This window comes from Acinetobacter larvae, assembly GCF_001704115.1.
GTDB lineage: Bacteria > Pseudomonadota > Gammaproteobacteria > Pseudomonadales > Moraxellaceae > Acinetobacter > Acinetobacter larvae.
On record NZ_CP016895.1, the window covers coordinates 247,289 to 273,232 of the forward strand.

Below are 25,944 nucleotides of genomic sequence, written 5' to 3' on the forward strand. Positions count from 1 at the left end.
TAATACATGACGGATAAGTCAATTCAAGAGTTAGCGGTCAAGGTAGGGCTTCCGGTTGAAAAGCTATTAGATCAAGTGCGCGAAGCGGGTCTACCACAAACAAATGCGGCAGATCAAATTAGTAATGAGCAGCAAGATCGTCTGATGACCCACCTGAAACAAGGTCAAGGTAATCAAGGCAATGCAGGAAAGATCACGTTGAAACGTAAAACAACCAGTACAGCCAAATTGGCGAGTACCTCGGGTAAAGCCAAAACAATTAATGTAGAAGTACGTAAAAAACATACTTTTACCAAACCAGATCCTGAGCAAATTAAAGCAGAAGCATTGGCGAAAGCAGAAGCAGAAGCCAAAGTTGCTGAAGAACGTAAAGCGAAGCAAGCAGCTGAGCAACAAGAACGCAATAAGGCTGAGCAAAAAGCCAAAGCGACACTTGATGCTATGCGTGCAGCGCAAAAGAAACAAACTGAAAAAGTAACGCAAAAAGCAGAAGTCGTGGTTAAGCGTCGTTCGACCAATAAACCGATTACCAAAGTTACCCCAAAAGTGACTGAAACTGCTGAGCAGAAAAAAGCCCGTGAAGCGCAAGCTGCACAGCTGAAAGCCACAGAAGAAGCAGTACGTCGTAAAGCCGCTGAAGAAGCGCAACAACGTACGCTAGAGCAGATGCGTAAAATGGCATCTAAATATTCTGGTGATGAAGCAACCACAACCATTCGTGTGATTGATGATTCTCCGTTGGCAGCTGGCTTGGTGGGTCAGGCATATGAAGACTCTTTCAACCAAGAAGACCGCGAAATTAAACGTGGTGGTGGTGCGAAAGAAACGCGTGGCCAAAAGAAAGGTGGTCGTCGTGGTCAGGAAGAGCAAAACTTCAGCCACAACCAACACAAACGTGGTTTGAAAACCAGCCAATCCAATAAACACGGTTTTGAAAAACCTGTTAAAAAACAAATTTATGACGTTGAAATTGGTGAGACCATTGTTGTTGCTGACTTAGCACAAAAAATGGCGATCAAAGTCCGTGAAGTCATCAAAACACTGATGAAAATGGGTGAGTTGGTAACGCAGAATCAAAGCATTGATCAAGATACTGCCGCACTTGTGGTCGAAGAAATGGGTCATAAGCCTATTTTAGTCTCGGATACCCAAGCCGAAGATAACTTGTTAGAAGCGGCTGAAGAAGCACGTGGTGAACTCAGTACACGTCCGCCTGTGGTGACGATCATGGGGCACGTTGACCATGGTAAAACCTCGTTGCTGGACTGTATTCGCCGCTCTAAAGTTGCTGCTGGTGAAGCGGGTGGTATTACCCAACACATTGGTGCATATCACGTTAAAACAGAAAAAGGCATTATTACTTTCCTTGATACCCCAGGACATGCTGCATTTACAGCAATGCGTTCTCGTGGTGCCAAAGCGACGGATATTGTTGTTCTGGTTGTTGCAGCAGACGATGGCGTTATGCCACAAACCGCTGAAGCGATTGATCATGCGCGTGCTGCCGGCACCCCGATCATTGTTGCAATCAACAAAATGGACAAAGAATCAGCCGATCCAGATCGCGTGTTGAACGAATTGACTGCCAAAGAAATTGTGCCAGAACAATGGGGCGGTGATGTACCTGTTGCCAAGGTTTCTGCACACAGTGGGCAAGGTATCGATGAATTACTCGACCTGATTTCGATTCAAGCCGAATTAATGGAATTGAAAGCATCGAATGAAGGTGCTGCACAAGGTGTGGTGATTGAATCACGTGTAGACAAAGGTCGCGGTGCGGTTACCTCTATCTTGGTACAAAACGGTACCTTGCATGTGGGCGATCTGGTACTTGCAGGTTCTGCACATGGTCGTGTTCGTGCCATGTCTGATGAAAATGGCAAGCGCATCAAATCTGCTGGTCCATCAATTCCTGTGGAAATTCTGGGTTTACCCGAAGCGCCAATGGCAGGTGATGAAGTACTTGTTGTGAATGACGAGAAAAAAGCGCGTGAAGTTGCCGATGCACGTGCAGATCGTGAGCGTCAAAAACGTCTTGAACGTCAAAGTAGCATGCGTTTGGAAAATATCATGGCCTCTATGGGCAAAAAAGATATTCCAACCGTCAACATCGTGCTCAAAACTGATGTCCGTGGTACGTTAGAAGCCTTGACTGTTGCCTTGAATGAGCTGTCTACCGATGAAGTAAAAGTTCGCATTATTGGTTCAGGCGTAGGTGCGATTACTGAGTCTGATGTGACCTTGGCTGAGTCTTCTGATGGCGTGTTACTTGGCTTTAACGTACGTGCCGATGCAACAGCAAGACAGAAATCAGACCAAGATGGTATCGATATCCGTTATTACAGCATCATTTATGAATTAATTGATGACGTAAAAGATGCGATGAGTGGTAAGCTTGCACCAGAGCATCGTGAAACGATTCTCGGTGTGGCGCAAGTACGTGAAGTATTCCGCTCAAGTAAGTTCGGCGCTGCGGCAGGTTGTATGGTGATGGAAGGTGTGATTCATCGTAACAAACCAATCCGTGTCTTGCGTGACGATGTTGTGGTATTCCAAGGTGAACTTGAATCATTACGTCGCTACAAAGATGTTGTCGACGAAGTTCGTGCGGGTATGGAATGTGGCCTTGCTGTGAAAGGTTATAACGACATTAAAGAACTCGACAAGATCGAAGTCTATAGTGTGCAAATGGTTAAACGGAGTCTTTAATGGCTGGAAGTCAGCGTCTGAAGCGGATGGGTGATTCAGTACAGCGTGAGTTGTCTGAGCTGATCCGCCAAGAACTTAAAGATCCACGCTTGGGTGGTCTTGTGACCATCTCGAGTGTGAAGGTGAGCCCAGACCTTGGCTATGCCGATGTTTATGTGACGGTTATGGGGCGTGAGCTCAGTGATGATCAGAACGAAACAGCGCACCAAGAAACCTTAGATATTTTAAATAAAGCATCAGGTTTTTTGCGCCAAGAGTTGAGTCGTCGTATTAAAACTCGGATTACGCCACGTTTGCGTTTCCATTACGACAAAACCAACGCCTATGGTAATTATATGTTTGGTTTGATTGCTGAAGCAGTCAAAGACTTACCAGAGCGTGAAGATCAAGATTGATCCAAAATCTCAAACAAGAGCCACCTTCGGGTGGCTTTTTGCAATATGATTACTATTAGCTTTTTATTTTTTTCCAAAAAATTTAACAACTTAGTTGCAATAGCATAATCGCAACACAATATTAAGTATTTCAGTTTAAAATATTTTTAACTTAACAAATACAATGAAATACCGAGAGGAAGATGGAATGAAGCAACTCAAAAAACTTCTTGTTGCCACGACTTTAGCCAGCAGCTTATTGTTTTCGGGCTGTGGTTATAATGCGCTACAAGCCAAAGATGAAGCAGTGGTCGCATCATGGTCAGAGGTGGAAAACCAATATCAACGACGTACAGATTTGGTGCCGAATCTTGTCAATGTCGTTAAAGGTTATGCCAAACATGAGCAGCAAGTTTTAACCGAAGTCACGGAAGCACGCGCCAATGTTGCCGGATTAAAAGTAGATCGTGCTGTGCTTGAAGACCCAGAACTCTTTGCCAAGTACCAACAAGCACAATCGCAAATGACCAGTGCTTTATCACGGTTATTGGCTGTATCTGAAAATTATCCAGATTTGAAAGCCAATGAACAATTTCGTGACTTACAGGTGCAATTGGAAGGCACCGAAAACCGGATTTCAACCGCACGTAAAAACTACATCGTGACGGTGCAAGATTACAACACCTATGTCCGTCAGTTCCCACAAGTGGTCACAGCAAAAGTCATCGGTATGAAAGTAAAACCGAATTTCCAAGCTGAGCAAGGTGCCGAAAAAGCACCCAAAGTCGAGTTTTAAGTATTGAATCAGTGGTTATGGTGATGGAGCTAAGTGGATGCAGATGATCAAACATCAGAGAATATCACCTTATTTATTATGGGTATGCAGTTGTATACTCTGCATAATCTTAGCTTTGAGCACTGCATCTGTCGCGGCTGAGTCTGCGCCAGTGGGTCAGGAATCAACTGTTGTACCTACGCAAGTTGAGAATGAGCAAGCACGTCTGCAAGCAGTACAGCAAAGTGCCCATGATCAAGCAGATGTGAGTATTCCTGAGCTCAATACACCCGTCATCGATGTTGCCAATGTCCTGACAGCGGAGCAAAAACAAAGTTTAAGTCTGCAAATCGATGCGCTTTATCAACAAGCTAAGGCGCAGATGGCGATTATTATTGTGCCGACAACAGGTCAAGAAAGTATTTTTGATTTTACCATGCGTATTGCCAAGCAATGGCAGCTCGGTTCCAAGAAGCGAGACAATGGTCTGCTCATGGCAATTGCCATCAATGATCGTAAGGTTCATATTGCCACAGGTTATGGTCTAGAAGGTGTATTGCCAGATATTGTTTTGGGTCGCATCATTCGTGACAAAATCACGCCTGAGTTTAGCGAGCAACGTTATGGGCAAGGTATTCAAGCGGCTGTGACAGAAATAGAGCGTGTGCTCAATATGGACCCTGAGCTGGCACAACAAGCTGCAGAAGACTTAAAACAGCAACAACAACAGGCTTTACAACAACAACGTGCCACAGAACGTATTTATAATACCGCAATCGTTATTTTTATTATTGCAGCCTTTGCATCCATGTTCATTGGTCGTCGGATTAGTGCTGCAACAGCTGGCGTGACAGGCATTGCTGCTGGCTTGATTTATGGCGCAGGTATTGTTCATAGTTTGATGATTGGCATCATCTTATTTATCTTATTGGTAACACCACTTGCCCAGTTAATTTTACAAGCTTTTCTTTCTGGTGGTGGTCGTGGTGGCGGCGGCGGTCGAGGCGGTGGTGGAGGTTACCGTGGCGGCGGCGGTGGTTTTGGTGGCGGAGGAGCATCAGGTTCATGGTAACAACAACAGATACAACCCAAATCGTCACGACGGCAAAACTGCAATTACAAGCAGCGCCAAGTTTTAAGCGTTGGTTCAAGCATTTGTGCTATCTCCCAATGACTAAGCGCTGGTTCAAAAAAGCAGATCAGCAGGTTATTGCGAGCGCAGTTGATCTGGCTGAACAAGGACATGCTGGAGAAATTCAAGTCGTCATTGAAGGGCATATTCCTTGTGCGTTGGCTTATCGTCATAATACACGGCAGCGTGCCGAGCAATTATTTGCCGAGCTTGGTGTGTGGGATACCGAATATAACAGTGGTGTGTTGCTCTATCTCAATCTTTGTGAGCAACGCATTGAAATTGTGATTGATCGTGGTATACACAGCAAAACGCTACAAGAAAATTGGCAGCAAATTTGCCAGCACATGGGGCAACAACTACAGCAAAAACAATACTGTCAGGCTGTGGTTGATGGGGTGATGCAAATTGGAGCACATCTCAGTGCTTATTATGCGCACTATCCTCAGCAGGATATCGGGAATGAATTGGCAAATGCTCCGATCCTGTTAGACTAAAACAGTCCAATAAAATCACGATGTTTTAAAACGCTCAAAGTCTTAAAAACGTCCAAAGTATTAGAAACGTTCAAAGTCTTAAAAATAAGTGTTAAGACTTTGATCATAAAAGCAAATGCTTTGATCATAAAAGTAAATGCTTTGGTCGTAAAAGTGAATACTTTGAGAATAAACGTCAAGATTTTGAAAAGTGACATAGGCTGTCACTTTTTTATTGTCTATTTTACTCATTGTTTGACGTATTCATTTCTAAATTATTTTTTTAAAACTGTTATTTTTAAATTGCTATTTTAAAGTTGCTATAGCGATAAACAACAATAAAAAAAGGAAGGTGAAGGATGAAAAATCACCAAATTGGTTTTAGTTTATTAGAGCTGGTGATTGTATTGCTCATTATTGGTATTTTGGCGGTTGTTGCTGTACCTGCCTATCAGAACTATGTCGCAAGAGCGCAATTGGTGGAGGCTTTCAATTTAGCCAGTAGTTTAAAAGCCTCGGTGGTAGAGGCTTTTATTCAAGATGGTCAATGTTTGGATAATACACAAGCTCAAGTCGAGCAAACAGGCGTTGCTGCGGCACAAGATATTACCGGACGCTATGTCGAATCAATTAGCTTGGCTGCGGGTACAGGTGGTGATGCCAGCTGTACGATTACCGCCAAAATGAAAAGCCAGGGTGTGGCAAGTGATATTCAAGCCAAATCATTGGTGTTGACCATGTCCAATAGCACTGCTGTCAACAATTGGCGTTGTAGTAGTAGTGATATTGCGCCGCAATTTTTACCCAAAGCGTGTCAGGTCGATGCCAATGCAGCTGGAGGCTGAGGCTAGTAATGTGTTTAGATGTACAGCGATGAAAAGTTTACAACGATGAAAAGAATGAAGCGCTCAGAAAATGAAGCGCTTAGAATGAGTTCAAAGCTAGAAAGTTGCTATTTTCATGATGCACTGGGTTTGCAAATTTACAATTAGACATCATTTTTTTGCTATGATGGGCGCAATTTTTTGCTCCCGCATGAGATTGATGGAGCAAGAGATTTTATCTTTTGCACCTTAGGCGACCCCGAGATACTTGTATATGAAAGCCCTTCTGCTGGTGTTATCTGCAATTCTATTTGCTTGGGCATGGATGGTGCCTGTACATCGAACACCTTGGACTACTTTCCATAGCGAAATTTTAAGTTTTTCAGCAGTTTTAAGCATATGCTTGATTTTTGTGCTGCGACCATTAACGATTCGTAAACCACAATTGATCGGTGCTATTTTTTTACTTTTGCCAATGGGGCAATGGTTATTTGGGCAGCAGCTTTATTTGAGCAATGCGCTATTATGCACAGCATATATCGTGATGTTTTGGTTGATGATCGCAATGGGTGATCAGCTGAGTCAGACAACAGCAGCACGGGAAAATTTGTTTAAATGGGGCTGTTTACTGTTGTTCGTAGTTGCCTTAGCTTCTTGTTTTATTGCCATGGTGCAGTGGTTACATCTGTCACCACTATATGGTCCGTATATGAGTGCGCTTAAAGGTAATCGCCCTTATGCAAATTTTGCACAACCGAATAACTTTGCAACATTTTTAACTATGGGCTTGTTGGCAACATTGTATTGTTTTGAGAAACGCCATTTGCCAGCAGTATGGGTTAGCTTGTTTGCCGCACTATTCATTTTTAGTATTGCATTGACTCAGTCTCGAACGTCATGGGTGGTTGCCCTATTTTTGTTGCTATATTGCTGGGGGTTTCGGAAACGTGCGAGCTTACGCATCAAACCATGGCAGTTGCTGTTGGGACTAACCTGGTTTGTGCTTTGCGTTGTTTATTTACCCGTTATTACGACCACTATAACCACATGGACTGGGCAACCCATCACTCATACAGTCTCAGCAGTTGAACGTGCATCATCGGGTTATCTACGTCTAGATATGTGGAAGCAGTCATTAATAGCGATCTTTCAGCAGCCATGGTTCGGTTATGGTTGGAACCAGACCGGTATGGCACAGATTGCGGCATTTGATCATTATCCGTCCAATGAATGGTATAAGAGCGCGCACAATATTGTATTAGATTTAGTAATTTGGAACGGTATTCCGATCGCTATTGTATTACTGAGCTATCTATCATTATGGATGGTCTGGTTGCAAAAAGGTGTGCGTGATGTGGTATCTGTTTTTGCATCCTTAATGGTTGCCGCGATTCTCATCCATGCCTTGTTGGAGTATCCGATTCATTATGCTTATTTCTTGTTGCCGATGGGTTTTTTACTCGGTGTGATTCAGGCGCAATATCCCAAATTGCCGGCATGGACTTTGCCTCGCCCGGTGATGGCACTATGGATTGTCATTGTGGTGGTGTGTATGACGGTTTTTAGTTTAGATTATACCCGATATAAGACATTGAATATTGCTGCTAGCAATGGTCAGTTGAGTAGCAAAGATCAGCACAGTATTGTTTTACTAGATCAGTTTAAGCAGCGTTTATGGTGGTTAAATACTGATCCCTATCAAAAGCGTTCTATAGAAGAAATTCAATATATTCAGCGCATGGTAGCCCAGTCAGCATCGTATTATGATCTGCTAAAGTATGCAAAAGTCTTGTTTGCCAATGGTCAGGTTCAAGAAGCGCGCCATCAAATTTGGATCATCAATACCTTACATAACAAAAATATAAGCTTGCAAGATTTGGAGCAGAAGACTACATCCTAGACAAGGATGTTTAAATTTCTCAACAACAAAAAAGCTGAATATTTAAGATTCAGCTTTTTTTTGCTGGCATACAATGCCAGATCATGATGCTTTAACCTAGAGAATTACATTTGACTCTGAATGTAATTTTCAATGCTGACATTGCCAATTAAATCAACTTGTGTGGTGAGCCAATCCCAGAATTCCTCTTCTTTTTCAAGGATTTCTTGTAATAAGTCACGGCTAACATAGTCTAGATTTTGTTCACACACATTGATCGCTGTTCTAAGTGCTTCAACATTTTCAACGACTTTACGAATGTCACATTGGATTACTTCAGCAGTATGTTGCCCGATATATAGCTTGCCAAGATGTTGTAGATTCGGTAAACCCTCTAAAAATAGAATGCGCTCAATGACTTTATCGGCATGTTTCATTTGGCGTATAGATTCTTTGTAGTCTGCGGAGCCTAATTTTTCGATTCCCCAGTCATTGAACATACGAGAATGTAAGAAATATTGGTTAATGGCAGTCAGATGATGAAAAAGAACCTGATTGAGCTGAGTGATAACGTCGCGATGGCCTTTCATTATAATTTAACTCCAGAAAGCATTTTGCCTCAGGCTTAAGTTTGCCGAGACGATTTGTCAGTATATTAACCAACTGGGACCTAAGCTGCGAGTAATTTATTGAACAGCAAATGAAAATCGAAATCGACTAGAATCTTTGTCTCGCTGCGACTGGCATGAATAAAATTAATTTTAGGCAAAAATAATCCCGCTTTTTAGGGCGGGGGAGGAACTGTAAGATCTCGCGATCATCATATATTTTTTGTTTTATCTTTACTATTTTGGCTTTTTAGTTATCGCAATAATGGTTTTATTGAGGTGTGTTTGATCCGTCATCAATGCTTATGCAGCAACTGAAATTTTTGCCGCAATAGCTGCTAACTCTTCACTAATAATACTACGTGCTTCTGGCGCACAACGCCCACAGCATGTGCCCAAATCTAATAAATCTCGAACTTCACGAAAACTTTCACAGCCATTATTCACGGCATCTTGTATATCTTGATCAGTAATTCCACGACATAAACAAACGTACATCTAACACAACCCATGATTAAATTGCGATATCCACTATTATTGATAATTATTATCGTTTGTCAATGAATTTTATTTAGAATCTTGATTATAATGATCGGGTTTTTGGATTATTCTCAGAATATTATTTAAATATCAGATAAATAGCATAAGTTCATCAAATTTCCCCTGTATCATAATGGGCATAATATATTTTAAATCCATGTTATACCGACAATCTCTCAGCTAAGCGTTTGGCTGGATCATTTGTAGTGAGCTGAGACGGTGCTTTGAGCGCTGTGCATTTTGCGCTGAAGTGGCAAGGTTATAAATGGTGATATATCAAGCGCTAGTTAAAAGTTAGAGTAAAAACAATGCGTCAAAGCAAAACATCAAAGTAGTCTATAAAAGTCATTCATAAAAACCATGGACAAAAAAAATACATCTGCCGCTAGAAGCAAGATGTATTAAAAAGAGATTACAGCGCACGATTTTCAAAATAAATTGTATGTGCTGCACATGATATAAATTGAGCTGGGCTGGAGAAAGTCTATTTTTAGAACACAGAGTTGCGAAATTGTGTGTTTAGCAAAAATGTTCTGTATATGTTTAGCGAAGGATGCGTTGGAAAAATGAGCTTGTAATAAAAAGGAAGGGCTTCTGTCCCACAAAACAGAAGCCCGCACGCTGTGTTCTACTTTTACTTTGGTTTTTGTGATCAAGTTGTCATTTTTGTGCTGTCATAGTAAGTTAAGAGTGGTAGGCTGTAAACCAAATAAGCGATATATGAACATTATTTGGTCTAAATGTTGTGATACTACAACGTATTATTATTAAACGATCTACAGATAATAACTATAAGTTAACAAACGTACTTATTTTTAACATTTATTGGCGATTTTATCGCTGAAGCAGCCGCTTGATGGCTCGCTTCAGTTGTTGATTTTTGGCTTTTATCTATTTGAGGGTAAAACTGGAAGTTTTTAATAAGAAGTTTTGTTGTCGCTTGCCGCATAATAAAACGCATCATATAAGCATGGAATATAACTGTGAATATAGCTGTGATTGGTAGTGGAATGGCAGGGCTCGCTGCGGCAAGAATACTAAAAGATGCAGGGCACCAAGTCACTATATTTGAAGCACTCTCTGGACGAGGGATGGATAGTCATAGTATCCAATTTGAGGATGGTTTAATTGATGCGCCTTTACGGGTGATGAATGCTCATCTTTGGAAAAACACTTTAAGTCTAGCGGCATACTTAGAGATTCCGACTTTTCCAGTGCGTACCTATATGGCTTGTAGTTGGCTTTTTGAAGACAAAGTCGAAACATGGTTGACCACAACGCGCAGTCGTATCGGTAACTTCCCTATTATTAATAACCGCAAGGGCATTAAGCAGTATGGCTGGCGTTTGGTCAAAGGCATGTTGCAGCTTAAAACGGCGATTCATAAATTTTTTAAGACTAAAGATCAAGAAATGACCTTGGCTGAATTTATTAATCAGCATGAAATTGAAGAAGTTTTTTGGCATGGCGCAGTCATGCCGGTGCTCTACACCATTTGTACTTGTAATCCAAAGACAATTGGTGAATGGCCGGCCAAACCGTTACTCAAATTTTTAAAGCATTTGACCGATGGTGATGCTCTACTGCGTTTGCAAGGGGGGACACCGGCATTGGTCGATAAACTGGTTGCTGGTATTGAGATTCGAAGTGGATCAGCAATCCGCCATGTGGCACAACATGCCGATGGGCTCTGGGTTGAAGATGAAAATGGTGAACGTTTTCAGTTTGATCGTGCGGTGGTGGCAACCCCCACGCATAAGATTGAGCAGTTCCTTGATGCCAAACAATTTGCTGAAGATCTAGAGTTGCTCAAACAGTTCCGTTTTGAACAGGGTGATTTGGTGATTCACACCGATAGTTCAGTAATGCCGCCTAAACGCAAAGACTGGACCGTGTTGAGTTATATGATGGATCGTAAGTTTACCCGTCAGCAATTTACGGTATGGTTAAACTCTGTCGAACCCAGTTTGGTGGGTAAAAATGCAGTATTCCAAACTTGGCGTCCTGTGACTGAGATTGACCCTAAAAAAGTAATTTCTACGGTGTCATTAACGCGAGCTGTGGTAGACAAGCAAACTGTTGAGCTTAATAAACAATTGCAGCAACGTCATTTAGATGTCAACCGTAAAGTATTTTATTGTGGCTCTTGGTCATGTGATGGTTTACCCATTTTAGAGTCTGCTGTTACTTCGGCAATGCACATTGCCGAGATCTTTGGTGCGCCATTAGAGTTTGTCGGTATGAAACCGAAAATTGAAGTTGCTCCGCAGTTGGGTTATTAAGTTGTGACTGCGCGCAATATGATGGTCATGCGCCTCCTGCAACAGGCTGCACAGCATAAGTTTGCAATCGATACGGCTTATTTGGGGGATGATGCTGTACTGGCTTGGAGTAATCTCGGCTATTGGCATGGTTCTGATCTAAGCTATGTGCAGGCCTGTCAACAATTGGCAGATCGTTTAGCGCAAGCGCTACAGCTGGGTCCCAATGATCATGTCTTAGATTTGGGCTGTGGTTTTGGCGCCAGTTTACAACATTGGCAACAGCATTATGCGGTGCAACAGATTTCTGCGGTAGAGCTGCAAGCGGCATGTACGCAACGCATTAAACAAGTCTTGCAGCATAAAGTCTCTGTGTATCAACACTCTTTTTTGGAGCTCGCACATTTACCGATAAAAGCCGATGTAGTTCTATCGATAGATGCCGCCTACCATTATGATTTAAATGATTTTATCAGTGCAGTAAAGACGGTGCTGGCGCCGCAGGGTCGTATCGGCTTTCATTATTTGCTACGCACCGCAGCATGGCAAAATTGCTCTGCTTGGCAGCGGCAACAGTATCGCTATTTGCTTAAGGCTGCTGCAGTTGATTTGGCTCATCTTCCCGATGCAGCACAATTACGGCAATGCCTTCAGCAACATCAATTACAGCACATTGAGATGCAGTCTTGTGGGCGTGAAGTGTTGGCAGGCTTTGCAAACTATGCCAAACAACAGGCGCAGATGCAAAAGCAGTCAGCATCGAGTATCTGGGCACAATTAAAAATTAACATGACGGCAAAACTCTGTCATAAGCTGTATACCGATGGCTTGATTGACTATGTGCAGGTGACCGCAAGAGCAGGGTAGCGCTAGCGTTTAGCTATTTTGTGGTGTCATTTGCCATGGCGCTGGTCATGGTGGGCTTGAAAGCGTTTCATTAAATTTTCTGAGTAATGTCAGCATTTTAAAACTTTAAAATACCGCATCAAGCCCCGCAGAGGGTTGCAGAGATCGTATCACGCTACAAAACGACTTATGTTGTCGTTTAGGCTAAGAAAGCTATTTCAAATCACATATTTCACGCTAAACTATAGGAAATTTCATGCTTTTTTAGGTTTGCTGTAATATGAGCCAAACTCACTGCCATCATCAGCTTTAAAACGAATCTGCTGGCTAAGTTCTCACTTTTTATGAAGGTAAAACAAAGGTCCTTAATTTACTTGTGTTGTAGTAAAATAGGTGCAATTTATTCTATATCAATAATTTACAGGGCGTTATATGGCACGTGCTCCAAAGAAAGAAACCAAGCAGGAATCTCTAGAGGTTGTACTGTGGAAAGCAGCAGATAAATTGCGTAAAAATATTGATGCTGCTGAATATAAGCATGTGGTACTCGGTCTAATTTTTCTCAAATATATTTCTGATTCTTTTGATGTACATTATCAGCAATTGGTCAAAGGTGAAGGTGAATTTGTAGGCGCTGATCCTGAAGATCGTGATGAGTATATTGCCTATAATGTTTTCTTTGTACCTGAGCAAGCACGTTGGAACTATCTGCTTAGCCAAGCCAAGCAAACTACGATTGGTCAATTGGTTGATGCAGCAATGGAAGCCATTGAGGGGGAAAACCCACAGCTCAAAGGTGTACTACCTAAAGTCTATGCGCGGCAAAATCTAGATGCCACCATACTGGGTGAGTTGATCGATATGATCGGCAATATCGCACTCGGTGATGCCAAAGAGCGCTCTGCTGATGTGTTAGGTCATGTATTCGAATACTTTCTTGGTGAGTTTGCGCTTGCAGAAGGAAAACAAGGTGGTCAGTTCTATACGCCTAAGTCCATCGTAAGCCTCTTGGTGAATATGCTTGAGCCCTATAAAGGCCGTGTCTTTGATCCATGTTGTGGTTCGGGTGGTATGTTTGTGCAGTCGGAGCAATTTGTCGAAGCACACCAAGGCCGTATTGATGACATCTCAATCTATGGTCAGGAAAGTAACCAGACAACTTGGCGCTTAGCCAAGATGAACTTGGCGATTCGTGGCATTAATGCAGAACATGTCAAGTGGAACTCGGAAGGTTCATTTCTCAATGATGCGCATAAAGACCTGAAAGCCGATTATATTATTGCCAATCCACCCTTTAACGTCTCTGATTGGAGTGGTGAGCAATTGGCAGGTGATGCACGCTGGCAATATGGAACACCACCAACGGGCAATGCCAACTTTGCTTGGATGCAGCATTTCTTGTTTCATCTATCACCCAAAGGCCAAGCAGGTGTGGTACTGGCCAAAGGTGCACTGACCTCTAAAACCAGTGGTGAAGGTGAGATCCGTAAGGCTTTGGTGGCTGAGGCCAATGTGATTGATTGTATTGTCAATTTGCCTGCAAAGCTTTTTTTGAACACGCAAATCCCTGCTGCACTATGGTTTATGCGGCGTGATCGTGCCAACTCCAGCAGCTACCGTGATCGTAGCGGTGAAATCCTATTTATCGATGCACGTAACTTAGGCCATCTAATCAACCGTCGTAGCAAGGTGCTCTCTGAAGAAGATATTCAATTGATCACCGATACTTACCATAATTGGCGTAATCCAGAAGGTGCTTATGAGGATGTGGCTGGTTTTTGTGCCTCAGTGTCACGTGATAAAGTCGCAGAACTCGACTATGTACTCACCCCAGGGCGTTATGTTGGACTAGCGGATGATGAAGATGAATTTGACTTTAAAGAACGCTTTACAGCACTAAAAGCAGAGTTTGAGGCGCAGTTGGTAGAGGAAGCTCAGCTGAATCAAGCTATTGTGGAGAACTTGGCAAAGGTGATGGTATGAGGGAGCAAGGCTTATTGGATTTAGTTAATCTTACGACCGGTAAGTTAAACTCTAATATGGCTGTGGAAAATGGAAAGTATCCATTCTTTACATGTTCACCTGAAACATTGTTAATTGAGCAATTTTCATTTGATACTAAGGCTTTGCTTTTGGCAGGGAACAATGCTGAAGGTAACTTTTGTCTCAAGTACTATGAAGGTAAGTTTGATGCTTATCAAAGAACATATGTACTAACACTTGATGATGAGTCTGCAACGACTTACAAGTACTTGTTCTATTATCTGAAAACCAAATTGCTTGAGTTGAAGAATAATTCAGCAGGATCAGCAACTAGATTCCTTACATTATCTATTCTGCGTGGTATTAGAGTACCTTTACCTCCTCTCCCTGAACAAAAAGCCATTGCCGCAGTGCTTTCATCACTGGATGATAAAATCGATCTACTTCATCGCCAAAATAAAACCCTAGAAGCGATGGCTGAAACGCTATTTAGGCAATGGTTTATTGAAGAGACAAAGGCAGATTGGGAGGAGGGAGTGTTGGGTCAACTTATAGACCTTAAATATGGTAAAGCTTTGAAGCAAGAAGATCGTTCTGGTACAGGATATCCTGTTATGGCATCTAGTGGTATTGTTGGTTTTCATAAAGAATATTTAGTAGAAGGGCCAGGTATTGTTATAGGCCGTAAAGGTACATTAGGTAAAGTCTATTTTATAGTGGATAACTTCTATCCAATTGATACAAGCTATTTTATTCAATCCAAAGTCTCTCAAAGTAATCTGATTTTTGAGTATTTCCTGCTCAAGTCATTAGACTTTGTTAACATGAACAGTGATTCTGCTGTGCCAGGTTTGAATAGGGATATCGCGCTAGGTACACAGATTCAAATACCTCCGCACAAGAGTATTTTAGAATTTAATCAGATTACATGTCCTTGGTTTAGTAAGTTTCATGCAAATACTAATCAAATCCAAACCCTTGAAAAACTCAGAGATACCTTACTACCAAAGCTTATGAGTGGTGAAGTACGGGTACAGTTTGAGGAACAAACCCAATAGTCATTGATCAGGACAGCTCCGCAGTGCTGCTGTCCTACAGAAGCAAAATAGAAAGATAAGCCAGCCTATGGGCAGCACTTGAGTAAAGTTGGAAAGCGTATGAAAGAGTCCGATATTGAGCATATGGCGATCGCGCTATTGCAAGCACAAGGTTATACCGCGGTTTATGGCCCCGATATTGAAGCGTCTGGGCTTTATCCGATGCGTAGCTATAAGCAAGTTGTGCTGGAAAAGCAACTGTTGCAGAACATACAGCGTCTCAATCCACAACTGACTGAAGACAAATGCCAAGAAGCATTGAAACAGGTGCTTGCTATCCAATCACCTGATTTGCTTAGTAATAACCAAGCATTTCATCGTATGCTCACCGAAGGCATTAGCCTTGAAGTGCAAAAAAATGGTCATACTCAAGGTGAACTGGTCTGGCTCATCGACTTCGCACAGCCAAGCAATAACCAATTTCAAGTGATCAGCCAAATCACCATTAAAGAGGCGCGCCGTACGCGTCGTCCAGATTTGATACTCTATGTCAACGGCTTGCCATTGGTGGTTATTGAGTTGAAAAGTGCCGTGAGTGAGAGTGCCAGCGTGGAGACGGCCTACAATCAGATTCAAACCTATCAAGATCAAATTTCGACGCTATTTACCTATAATGCATTCAATGTGATTTCGGATGGACTGGAAGCCAAAGCAGGCACCATTTCCGCAGATTTCAGCCGTTATATGGCATGGAAGACTGGTAATGGCGTAGACAAGGCAACTAAGACCCAGCCACAACTTGAAGTACTGATCCAAGGGTTGCTCAACCCAATCACGCTACTGGATATGATCCGACATTTTACCGTGTTTGAGGCGACCAAGCATCAAGATGCACAAGGTCTGATTACGATAAAAACCATTAAAAAAATAGCAGCTTATCATCAGTATTATGCGGTCAATAAGGCGGTACTTTCGACCATTCGGGCGACAGCGGTCAATAGCAGTTCTCAATCTGCCGAAAGCGCCATGCAGATCCAAGGAGGCAATAAAAATAACCTCGTTTCAGAGCAAATATTAGGTGACCGTAAAGCTGGGGTGGTGTGGCATACCCAAGGTTCAGGGAAATCTTTGTCGATGGTGTTCTATACAGGTAAAATTGTACTGGCATTGGACAATCCTACTGTGCTGGTGCTGACTGACCGTAATGATCTTGATGATCAGTTATTTGGAACTTTTGCTGCATCAGCGCAGTTGCTTCGACAAACACCACAGCAAGCGGATTCGCGTCAAGAACTTAAAGAATTGTTGAAGGTCGGTTCGGGTGGGGTGATTTTTACCACGATACAAAAGTTCCAACCTGAAGATGGTTCAAGCATCTATGAGCAACTGTCTGATCGGACCAATATCATTGTGGTGGCAGACGAAGCACACCGTTCACAATATGGTTTTAGTGCGCGAGAGGTCAATGTCAAAGACCAAGATGGTCAGGTGACAGGGAAGAAAACCGTTTATGGTTTTGCCAAATATATGCGTGATGCACTGCCAAATGCCACCTATCTTGGTTTTACAGGTACACCGATTGAGAGCAATGATGTTAATACACCTGCAGTATTCGGTAACTATGTCGATATCTATGATATTTCTCAAGCGGTTGAAGATGGTGCTACGGTCAGAATTTTCTATGAAAGTCGTTTGGCGAAAATTAGTATCAGCGACGAAGGCAAGGAGCTGATCAAAGCTTTTGATGATCAGTTTAGTGAAGATCAGCTCAACGAAACTCAAAAAGCGCGTGGTAAATGGGCACGTGTTGAAGGGCTGATTGGAAGTCGTGAGCGTATCAAAGCCATTGCCCAAGATATTGTGCAGCATTTCGAACAACGCTTGGTCGCCAATGCCAATCAAGGTAAAGGCATGGTTGTCAGTATGTCTCGGCGTATCGCAGTTGCACTTTACAATGAGATTGTTGCGCTTAGACCTGAATGGCATAGCGATGATCTCTATGATGGCGTGATTAAGGTGGTGATGACTGCCAGCGCAGATGACGGTGCGGATATTGCTAAACACCATACCACTAAACGTGAGCGACAAACTTTAGCCAATCGCATGAAAGACAATGACGATAAATTGAAGTTAGTTATTGTCAGGGATATGTGGTTAACAGGCTTCGATGCGCCAAGTATGCATACCTTGTATATCGACAAGCCGATGAAAGGTCATAACTTGATGCAAGCCATTGCGCGGGTTAACCGTGTCTATAAAGACAAAGTCGGTGGCTTAGTGGTGGATTACCTCGGCATTGCATCTGATCTCAAAGAAGCCCTATCGTTCTATTCCGATGCAGGGGGGAAAGGTGATCCTGCTTTGGTGCAAGAAGAAGCCGTTACGCTGTTGCAAGAGAAGCTCGAAGTGTTGGATGCCATGATGCATGGTTATGATTATCGTGCTTATTTTTCAGCAGATACTGCCAGAAAACTTTCGATTATTTTAGAGGCTGAAGAGCATATCCTCGGACTTGATCAAGGTAAGGCGAAAACACGTTTTTTGAGTGCAGTATCTACGATGTCACAAGCTTTTGCCTTAGCGACCCCCCATCCAACCGCGATGGAACTTGCAGCCGTAGTTTCTTTTTTCCAATCACTAAAAGCACGATTAATAAAGTTCAATTCTGGCACTGGCCAAGGTATAACGGGCAATGACGCTGAACTAGAAGCTAAGGTTAAACAAACAATCGACCAAGCTTTGGTGACAGAGCAAGTGATCGATATTTTTGATGCTGCAGGTATTCAAAAACCTGATATTTCCATTCTATCTGATGAGTTTATGGATGAAATGCGTGGCTATGAGCATAAGAATATTGCCCTTGAGACACTCAAGAAATTACTAGCAGATGAAATCAAAGTACGAGAGAACCGTAGTGTTACACAAGGTAAAAAATTGATGGATATGCTGAGTTCTGCGATCAAAGGCTATCAAAGCAAAGTTCTCACGGCTGCGGAAGTGATTGAAGAGTTGATTAAGCTTGCAAAAACCATTCAAGAGTCAGATAACTTGGCTGCTGAACTCAATCTGACCGAATATGAATATGCGTTCTATTCCGCTGTAGCCGAAAATGAAAGTGCGCGTGATCTCATGGAGAAAGACGTGCTTAGGGAGTTAGCCATCGTACTGACTGCTTCAATCCGTCAGAATGTTAGTATTGATTGGTCAATCAAAGAATCTGCTCGGGCAAAAATCCGTGTGATTGTGAAGCGGCTACTGAAAAAATACGGTTATCCACCAGATATGGCGTTGTTGGCGACAGAAACAGTATTGCAACAAGCAGAGCAATTGGCGGATGAGCTAGCAGTATAAAGTAGTTGAGTTCTCGTGCTAATTCTTAATGATCAGCACGAGTACGAATACACAGCATCAATCATCTTCTAGCAGAATCCATTATCATATACAGATCCAAGAGGAGAAACCCCAGCACATGTCGGTGCAGGGACTGGGGTATATGCGTTCGGTGCTGCTGTTATAGCTGGTGGTGCATGTTATATAAATAATTGCGGTGAAGTTATTCCTGTAGCAATGGAGGCTGGTGGAAAGGCTTGGGATTCTGTCACGACGTTAATGGCGGCTCCAGGAAACCAAGCAGACTCAGCGATAGTTGATGCGTTTGGGCGAGAAGCTAGTAGATCTGATGATAGATGTGAATGGCTTAGAAGAAATGCTCATAGATTTCCGAAAGCAGCGGTTAAAGCAACTGAAAAGGCTTGGGGCTGTCGTCATAGTAGAGCAAGTAGGGATAAAAAATGATTAAAGATAATGAAACTAGTTTAGCGATTTTTGCAAGTCGATATTTAGATACATTACCGACAGCAGAATTATTTGAATGGATTGATGATAAGAGTGCAGAAGTTAGAACTTTGGTTGCAAGGAACTTGCAGTGTCGAGGTACAAAAGAAGTTTATAAATTTGCAAAGAAAAGAACAAAATCATCTAAAGTCTACCAAAGAGAGATCGCTGCATTTATTTTAGGACAATTAGGTTGTCTATTTACTGGATCTGAAAAATATCCTTTTAAATTACAGTCAAAATCTCTGTTAATGAGTTTAGTGGATGATAGATCAAAATCTGTAAGGGCAGCAGCAATAGCAGGCCTCGGACATCTGTATATCGATGGATTGGATAAAGACATTGAAAATCTAGTCATTAGGCATTCAAAAGATAAATCTAAAGTGGTTAGGATAGCATTGTCTATAACGTTGGGAGCTTCTTCTGGTAATAAAAAAATACGTAAAATTTATACAGATTACTTAAAACAAGGTGGTGAGGTTGCCGAGTGGGCAGAAGTAGGCTTGGAAATACTTAATGATAGATTACAAACCTAAAAATCCTGTAGCAAACAAACAACTCACATACGTCTCCGCATCTCTAGCGTAGCCCGACTGGAAAGTGGGGTGCTTGAAAATGCCTATGCGTGAGAGAAAGTAGGGAAGGGTGAGAAGATATGGTGAGACCTAGACCATCAGACTATTGAAGCGATGGACCAAGAAACAGCACGGCTCCAAAAACACTAGACCATAAAAAACCCCATAAATCTTAGACTTACGAGGTTTAATACTGGTGCCGACACTCGGATTCGAACTGAGGACCTACTGATTACAAGTAAAGGTAAATTAACATAAAATATATAAAAAACAATAAGTTATAATATTTATTTTGTATCAAGATCAATAAAATCAAGAGGGCTATAGTATAAAATGTAAGGCGTTGTTTTGTAAGGAAAAGCATATATGAGGTCGCTCGATATTCAAATTTCCAAAATAGCTAAGTATCAGAATAATAAGTAATTATTTTTGGAGATAGACCACGTTTTGGACCTTGTTTCGCAGTCGTTATCCTGATGAACCCTAAACGTAACTCGAAGAAAATAAAGAATCTTTTCAAAGACCGTCGTAGACCCTATTGTTTTCTGGGATGAGTCATTGCAAATTCCCAGTACCCATAGATGGCGAGTGATACCCAAATAGTCCAATTTCGCAAAGTGTTTTGTTCGGCAGAACAAATTACAGGGGGTGTCAGATTGCCAAAAAATATACCGCAATCAACACAATTGGCTAGGTCTTGTGCCCAGTGTGAGAGCAGTCCAAATTCAAGGCAATCCTTGCAAAATGCTCATCGCCAAAATGGCAGCACAGTCAAATAAAAAAATAAGCGAAACTCCCCCTAGCAAATGACAAAGGCAGAAGGAAAGCCAACAGCAAGTCAAAAAAATGACAGCGATCAAATTTTCCCCCTGAATACTCCACCTCAGTTTTTACCTCGCCAAAGCACATTGCGAGTCCGCAATACACCTGTCGAGCATGGGCTTGGATGAAGTGAAAATAATGCTGGTCTGTGATTCTCATAGCCTAAAAATACAAAGACAAACTGCCCAGAAATACTAGGCAGATAGAAAAATGAAGTTTAACTAATCAACATTGTGGAACTTTGATCAAAAAAAAATACGTGGAACATGAAAATTCATAAAAAAACCCGATCCGTAAGGATGGGGCTTTTTTTGTGTTTTAAGAGACTGATTTAAAAAGAGAAAGTTAGGCCATTTCGCATAAGGTGTACCATGTTAATTTTAGATATTTTTAAGAATCAAATACACTAATGGAAGAAATAAGGCATCTTAATTATCCACTCATATTGATTAAATTATAGTCAGAACTTTAGAGAGGGGTTTTCTTGGTTTCTGAGGCCAATTATTACTCGTTGCATAACCTACAGCAACAATCAAAACAGGTATCTCAGTTGAGTTAAGTCCAAACTCATAAGCGACCTGTGTCCCATCAAAACCTCCTATTGCACAGGTTCCTAAACCTATATCTTGAGCTGAAAGCATTAAAGACATCGCTGCTAAAGATGCTGATCGAATAGCTTCATCTCGCTGTAATATAAAGTTTCCCTCATGGGAAGCGATTTGGGTAACCCATGCATCGACAACCTTTTGCTCCATGATATTTGCTTCTAAGCTGGGCTGTAACGCTGAGCGTAATTGTTTATGTGCTTCCAAAGTACCACATATGATGAAATTTACTGAACAATTCAGAATCTTGTCCTGCCCAAATGCTGCAGCTTGCAAACGTATTTTTGCACTTTCTGACCTTACAGCAATAAACCGCCAATTTTGCAAATTGTAGGCTGATGGTGACTTGGTCGCTAAATCAACCAATGATGTAATGACTTCATCTTTTAGTGGACGATTCGGCTGGAAGCTATTTACCGAAATTCGAGTATTAATAATATTTTTTAGAGAAGTATTCATAATAAGTACCAAATAAAATTTAAATAGCTCGTGAACTTGTCCATTGGACAGCGAACACACTAATTAGCACAATGATTAACCCCCAAAGTGCAGTTCCAGAAATTGATTGTGAAAGTAGCCACCAACCTAATACTACAGCTGTCAGTGGACTGAGTAGACCAAGTGATGCAACAGCTACTGTGGGTAACCGTACGACTCCTCTAAACCAGAGTGCATATGCAAGTAAAGCACCTGCCATGCTAAGGTAAATGTAGGCAAAGTATTGCAATGGTTTTAATAGAGGAAGAGGCGCATCAAAGAAATACATCATAGGCATAAGCATCAAACCACCAATGACAAGTTGCCAGCCTGTCATTGCTAATAATGGTAAGTCCAGTTTCCATCGACTTGTAAGCCATACTCCACAAGCCATACAAGCCGCTCCCAGTAATGCTGCTACAATACCAATAGGATCAAATACTGTGCGAGGTGATAATAATAAAATCGCCATTCCACATATGCCTGCCATAGCTGAACATAGAGTGGATAATAAAGGAGACCGTCCATCTATTAGCCAAGCTATTAGCATCACTAATAATGGTTGAATTGCACCGAGTACTGCTGCTAATCCTCCGGGTAAACGGTAAGCAGCGATAAATAGAAGAGCTTGAAAAATACCGATATTTAATGCCCCAAGAATTAATAAACGCCACCAGTCTTTTTTTGCAGGCATATGTCGGGTAAATAAAAGTAATAAAAATCCCGCTGGCAATACACGTATCAGAGCAGCTGTGAAAGGTCGATCTGCTGGAAGTAGCTCAGATGTTACGATGTAAGTAGACCCCCAAATAATGGGTGCAAAAGCGGTCAGCATGGCATCTTTCCATGGGAAAGAAGTTTTTATTGGCATATTTTTACCATTTATCTTGAATTTAAGATAAAATAATTGTGCAGACCAATTACCTTGAAGTCAAGATAAATGAATAAACAATCTAATCGTAATAATTTTGATATGGTGGATGTCATTCTTGAGCAATGGCAGAAAGAACGCCCAGATCTTGATATCTCACCTATGGGACCTATTGGGCGTATTAAGCGATGTGCAATTCTTTTAGAACGCCAACTTGAATCAAAATTTGCAATGTTTGATCTTAATCTTTGGGAGTTTGATATGTTGGCTACATTGCGGCGTTCAGGTGCCCCATACTGCCTAAGTCCAACAGAACTTTTCTCAATGCTGATGGTCACTTCTGGAACGATGACTCATCGACTAAAGCGACTGGAAAGTAGAAATCTGATAAAGCGCGTCTCAAACGTAGAAGATGCTCGTAGTACACTTGTACAACTTACAGAGAAGGGGCTTGAGCTGATTGATGTTGCTGTAGAGGAACATGTTAAGAATGAACATATAATACTTGAAAAATTGCCCGCAGATGTTCTTAAAAATCTTGATGAACACTTAGCTATGTTACTAAAAACTCTAGAGGCACCCATCTAAGGATGTCGATACAATTGAGAAAATTTAAAATGTATCTGAAGTTAGAAAAACATGTTAGAAATCCAAATAACAAACTTAAATTCTGTTTCTATTTAACATAATGGGCATTATACGAAACACCATTGTTAGAACCCATTTAAAGTGTCTATATCCTCACCAATAAAAATGTCTGATTTATGATGTTCATCGTCACAGACCATGCTTACGGCGAGATTGCTCCAAAATGCCCCTAAGTAAACAGCATTGCTGGGGTCCTGTATTGAGGGTGAGAGCAACCGAATCTGTGTCGATCCTCGTAATTATGGCTGTGCCCAAAGCGTAGCGCAGCCAAAAAATAATCATAAGCGAAACTCCCCCTAGCAAATGACACAGGCAGAAGGAAAGCCAACAGCAAACCAAAAAAATGACAGCGATCAAATTTTCCCCCTACTATATCCACCAAGTTTTTTGCTACGCCAAAGACCTAGACCATCAGACTATCGAAGCTATGGACCAAGAAACAGCACGGCTCCAAAAACACTAGACCATAAAAAACCCCATAAATCTTAGACTTATGAGGTTTAATACTGGTGCCGACACTCGGATTCGAACTGAGGACCTACTGATTACAAGTCAGTTGCTCTACCAACTGAGCTATGTCGGCAATATGGCGTGAATTTTAGCGGCTTTTCAGATGAATGCAAGCTCTGATTTAATTTGCTGTGTTTTTTTGTATAAAAATAAAGCGATATTGCAGGGGGATGATAGGCTCCCATGTAGCGCTACATGGGAGTGATTGGGTATTTAAAAATCTAAATATTGTGTTATCCGTAAATATTTGGATTTAAATCATGTGATTGTTATGGAGTGGTTATCTTCCTCTAAGCGCACTATCTAAAGCTTGGGCACATTCTTCTAGTGTGAGTGCCATATCGATTTGCATTTGCGGTTTGAGTTCATTGGCGAGCCTTCTCCATTCTTCAATTAATTTGGTTGCCTTTTGCACTTTATGTTTGTTGATGTCTTTAGCAATAGTTGGGGTGTAACCGCCACGTTTAGCATTTTTGATCTGTTTTACATAATTGATGCTGTTATTCATAGTCACTCCGGAATAGCAGTTTTCGATTAGTACAACTTGCAGTTTAAAGTCGATTGTTGTGCTGCATTGCTAGCTTATCGAGCTTAGGTTGCGCCTTGATGATAATCTGTTTATTTCTTAATCAATTAATCAGCTTTGAAGATGCAATATTTCGATGGTCTATGGGGTTGAAAAAAGTATTTGATGGGTGCTCAAATACGGTGGATTTCCAACAAAACTGTTGGATACTCATGTATATAGCATATCGCCAATGCCTTGCAAAGTACTCTAGGTCAGCGCATGTGTGCTTTGTGCTGAGGCATGTAACATTGCGTTGGGAGATATTGGCTTGCTCTGTATTTTAAAATAGGTTTTATCATTAATACTGTGCTGCGGCATAAATAGCAATGCGCTCACCTCGGAGCGCATTGTAAATCAGCTAGATTGGGCAGATGAGGTCGATGAAATTAATCTGCGTCGATGACATCTTCTAAGAGTTGTTGGCTTGGAACAAAGAAATACGCACCATCAACAGGCGTGGTAAAGCGCATTAAGTGGTCATTGATACCATCTGCGGTATGACCAAACATATTGCCCAACATACGGTCAATAATGTTTAAATCACGGGTATAGGCCACAAAAAATAAACCTTGTTCGCCATGACCCTCACCATAAGGCAAGGAGTGACGTAGAATTTCCAACTCTTCACCGGCATCATCTTCAATCACCACACGGGCAATATGCGCATCATCCGGTTTGACGTCATCAGCCATTTCGATACTTTCTAGTTTAGACCGACCAATGACTTTTTCTTGATGATCTACAGAAAGCTTTTGCCAGCGGTCCAAATGGTGAACATAGCGCTGGACAAAGACAAAAGAACTGTCTTGGAATACACCATGTTGTGCATCGAGTAAGGTGGTTTCAGCGCGCTCATCCAGTTGCTGTGGATTTTCAGTACCATCAATAAACCCAGTCAAATCACGGCTGTCGAGATAACGAAAACCGACACGTTCGTTTAATACTTCAATCTGCTCACGAATCCCTTCAAAAAAACACTGACTTAAGATAAAGCAAAAGTCTTCCCGATCAGCTGCAATATGAATAAATAAATCCGCTGCACGTGCCGGCATTGGTAGCGGACCGTCTATGGCAGCTAAATCGTGAAAGCCTGCTGGACGTTCAGGATAGAGCTGCGACCATAACTGCGTACCAAAAGCGATGACTGTTTTTAAGTTGGCCTTTGGATCTTGAGTGATGAGTCGATCTCTGGTGCTCAGCAATTGCGTGAGTTTTTTCTTTAGCTCTTCAAGAGAGAGCGTTGTTAAATTTAAGACCAAATAACGTGCATGCGGTGAGGGTAAAGGCAAAATTAAGGATTGTGCTGTCATGAATCGATGGCTCCTAAGGGCGCTTGCCCATGTGAATAAGCGAACTCATTCATCTAAGTTAAATGCATATGGCAATTTCAACGGCTAATTTCAAAATTCAACGGCTGACGTCAATGTATAGTGAACTTTAAAATAAAGAAAAACAGTCAATACAACGATTGCTCACTATCATAACAAGTTGGGCATTATTCGAGAAGCTTCTGTGACTCTCCTGGAAATTATCCTATAAATAGTTGAGCTGCTTGGCATTTATTTTACGCTTTGTTTGAAGCAATATGCG

At 41.7% G+C, this 25,944-nt stretch carries 21 protein-coding genes and 1 tRNA gene; 15 read left to right on the forward strand and 7 right to left on the reverse strand.

What is annotated here, in order from left to right; genetic code table 11:
- The first annotated feature begins 6 nt into the window (after positions 1-6).
- The 7 genes from infB to BFG52_RS01085 all read left to right on the forward strand — a co-directional run bounded on the left by infB (position 7) and on the right by BFG52_RS01085 (position 8,190).
- Positions 7-2,709 carry a translation initiation factor IF-2 gene (gene infB / locus BFG52_RS01050; RefSeq protein ID WP_067551410.1) on the forward strand — a complete coding sequence of 901 codons (2,703 nt, stop codon included), beginning with the start codon at positions 7-9 and terminating at the stop codon, positions 2,707-2,709.
- A complete protein-coding gene (locus tag BFG52_RS01055) occupies positions 2,709-3,104 on the forward strand; it encodes a ribosome-binding factor A (protein WP_067551413.1) in 396 nt (131 codons plus the stop codon). Before infB ends, BFG52_RS01055 begins: the two co-directional genes overlap by 1 nt.
- Positions 3,105-3,291: 187 nt before the next feature.
- Positions 3,292-3,879: a LemA family protein gene (locus BFG52_RS01060; RefSeq protein WP_067551416.1), complete on the forward strand. Its 588-nt coding sequence runs from the start codon at positions 3,292-3,294 to the stop codon at positions 3,877-3,879.
- A gap of 37 nt (positions 3,880-3,916) precedes the next feature.
- Positions 3,917-4,930 (forward strand): TPM domain-containing protein, encoded by a 1,014-nt coding sequence (locus BFG52_RS01065; protein ID WP_099092609.1) that lies wholly within the window; start codon positions 3,917-3,919, stop codon positions 4,928-4,930.
- Positions 4,924-5,487 carry a TPM domain-containing protein gene (locus BFG52_RS01070; protein ID WP_067551420.1) on the forward strand — a complete coding sequence of 188 codons (564 nt, stop codon included), beginning with the start codon at positions 4,924-4,926 and terminating at the stop codon, positions 5,485-5,487. Before BFG52_RS01065 ends, BFG52_RS01070 begins: the two co-directional genes overlap by 7 nt.
- A gap of 338 nt (positions 5,488-5,825) precedes the next feature.
- Entirely contained in the window at positions 5,826-6,311 is a 486-nt protein-coding gene (locus BFG52_RS01080; RefSeq protein ID WP_067551426.1) for a pilin, read from the forward strand.
- 253 nt (positions 6,312-6,564) lie between these two features.
- Positions 6,565-8,190 carry an O-antigen ligase family protein gene (locus tag BFG52_RS01085; protein WP_067551429.1) on the forward strand — a complete coding sequence of 542 codons (1,626 nt, stop codon included), beginning with the start codon at positions 6,565-6,567 and terminating at the stop codon, positions 8,188-8,190.
- A 104-nt stretch (positions 8,191-8,294) separates the two neighbouring features.
- On the opposite strand, the gene bfr is transcribed toward BFG52_RS01085, so the two are convergent.
- Both bfr and BFG52_RS01095 read right to left on the reverse strand, forming a co-directional pair.
- Positions 8,295-8,759 (reverse strand): heteropolymeric bacterioferritin subunit Bfr, encoded by a 465-nt coding sequence (bfr, locus tag BFG52_RS01090; protein ID WP_067551432.1) that lies wholly within the window; start codon positions 8,757-8,759, stop codon positions 8,295-8,297.
- A gap of 321 nt (positions 8,760-9,080) precedes the next feature.
- A complete protein-coding gene (locus tag BFG52_RS01095; protein WP_067551435.1) occupies positions 9,081-9,275 on the reverse strand; it encodes a bacterioferritin-associated ferredoxin in 195 nt (64 codons plus the stop codon).
- Positions 9,276-10,300: 1,025 nt separating this feature from the next.
- On the opposite strand from BFG52_RS01095, the gene BFG52_RS01100 reads away from it, so the two are divergent.
- The 7 genes from BFG52_RS01100 (at position 10,301) to BFG52_RS01125 (ending at position 19,814) form a co-directional block, all read left to right on the forward strand.
- Positions 10,301-11,599: an FAD-dependent oxidoreductase gene (locus BFG52_RS01100; RefSeq protein ID WP_067551438.1), complete on the forward strand. Its 1,299-nt coding sequence runs from the start codon at positions 10,301-10,303 to the stop codon at positions 11,597-11,599.
- Positions 11,600-11,617: 18 nt separating this feature from the next.
- Complete coding sequence (locus BFG52_RS01105) at positions 11,618-12,445, forward strand: SAM-dependent methyltransferase (RefSeq protein ID WP_067558984.1); 828 nt, start codon at positions 11,618-11,620, stop codon at positions 12,443-12,445.
- A gap of 411 nt (positions 12,446-12,856) precedes the next feature.
- Positions 12,857-14,407, forward strand: a complete 1,551-nt coding sequence (locus BFG52_RS01110; protein ID WP_067551441.1) for a type I restriction-modification system subunit M — start codon at positions 12,857-12,859, stop codon at positions 14,405-14,407.
- A complete protein-coding gene (locus tag BFG52_RS01115) occupies positions 14,404-15,465 on the forward strand; it encodes a restriction endonuclease subunit S (RefSeq protein WP_067551444.1) in 1,062 nt (353 codons plus the stop codon). The genes BFG52_RS01110 and BFG52_RS01115 overlap by 4 nt, the downstream gene beginning before the upstream one ends.
- A 99-nt stretch (positions 15,466-15,564) precedes the next feature.
- Positions 15,565-18,795 carry a type I restriction endonuclease subunit R gene (locus tag BFG52_RS01120; protein ID WP_067551447.1) on the forward strand — a complete coding sequence of 1,077 codons (3,231 nt, stop codon included), beginning with the start codon at positions 15,565-15,567 and terminating at the stop codon, positions 18,793-18,795.
- Between the two features lie 258 nt (positions 18,796-19,053).
- The gene (locus tag BFG52_RS17460; RefSeq protein ID WP_157758056.1) at positions 19,054-19,239 is read left to right on the forward strand and encodes a polymorphic toxin type 34 domain-containing protein; all 186 of its coding nucleotides are present in this window, start codon (positions 19,054-19,056) and stop codon (positions 19,237-19,239) included.
- On the forward strand, positions 19,236-19,814 hold the full coding sequence (locus tag BFG52_RS01125) for a hypothetical protein (protein WP_067551450.1): 579 nt from the start codon (positions 19,236-19,238) through the stop codon (positions 19,812-19,814). The genes BFG52_RS17460 and BFG52_RS01125 overlap by 4 nt, the downstream gene beginning before the upstream one ends.
- A gap of 1,310 nt (positions 19,815-21,124) precedes the next feature.
- On the opposite strand, the gene BFG52_RS01130 is transcribed toward BFG52_RS01125, so the two are convergent.
- Both BFG52_RS01130 and BFG52_RS01135 read right to left on the reverse strand, forming a co-directional pair.
- Positions 21,125-21,739, reverse strand: coding sequence for a nitroreductase family protein (locus BFG52_RS01130; RefSeq protein WP_067551453.1), 615 nt, complete (start codon positions 21,737-21,739; stop codon positions 21,125-21,127).
- Positions 21,740-21,758: 19 nt separating this feature from the next.
- Entirely contained in the window at positions 21,759-22,628 is an 870-nt protein-coding gene (locus BFG52_RS01135; protein WP_067551456.1) for an EamA family transporter, read from the reverse strand.
- Positions 22,629-22,697: 69 nt separating this feature from the next.
- Between BFG52_RS01135 and BFG52_RS01140 the strand changes: the two genes are divergently transcribed.
- Positions 22,698-23,216 (forward strand): MarR family winged helix-turn-helix transcriptional regulator, encoded by a 519-nt coding sequence (locus BFG52_RS01140; RefSeq protein WP_067551460.1) that lies wholly within the window; start codon positions 22,698-22,700, stop codon positions 23,214-23,216.
- 567 nt (positions 23,217-23,783) lie between these two features.
- Here BFG52_RS01140 and BFG52_RS01145 read toward each other — a convergent pair.
- The 3 genes from BFG52_RS01145 to BFG52_RS01155 form a co-directional block, all read right to left on the reverse strand.
- Positions 23,784-23,859: transfer RNA gene (locus tag BFG52_RS01145), tRNA-Thr, on the reverse strand.
- A gap of 207 nt (positions 23,860-24,066) precedes the next feature.
- Positions 24,067-24,294 (reverse strand): hypothetical protein, encoded by a 228-nt coding sequence (locus BFG52_RS01150; RefSeq protein ID WP_067551463.1) that lies wholly within the window; start codon positions 24,292-24,294, stop codon positions 24,067-24,069.
- 446 nt (positions 24,295-24,740) lie between these two features.
- Positions 24,741-25,664 carry a Dyp-type peroxidase gene (locus BFG52_RS01155; protein ID WP_067551466.1) on the reverse strand — a complete coding sequence of 308 codons (924 nt, stop codon included), beginning with the start codon at positions 25,662-25,664 and terminating at the stop codon, positions 24,741-24,743.
- Positions 25,665-25,944: the final 280 nt, after the last annotated feature.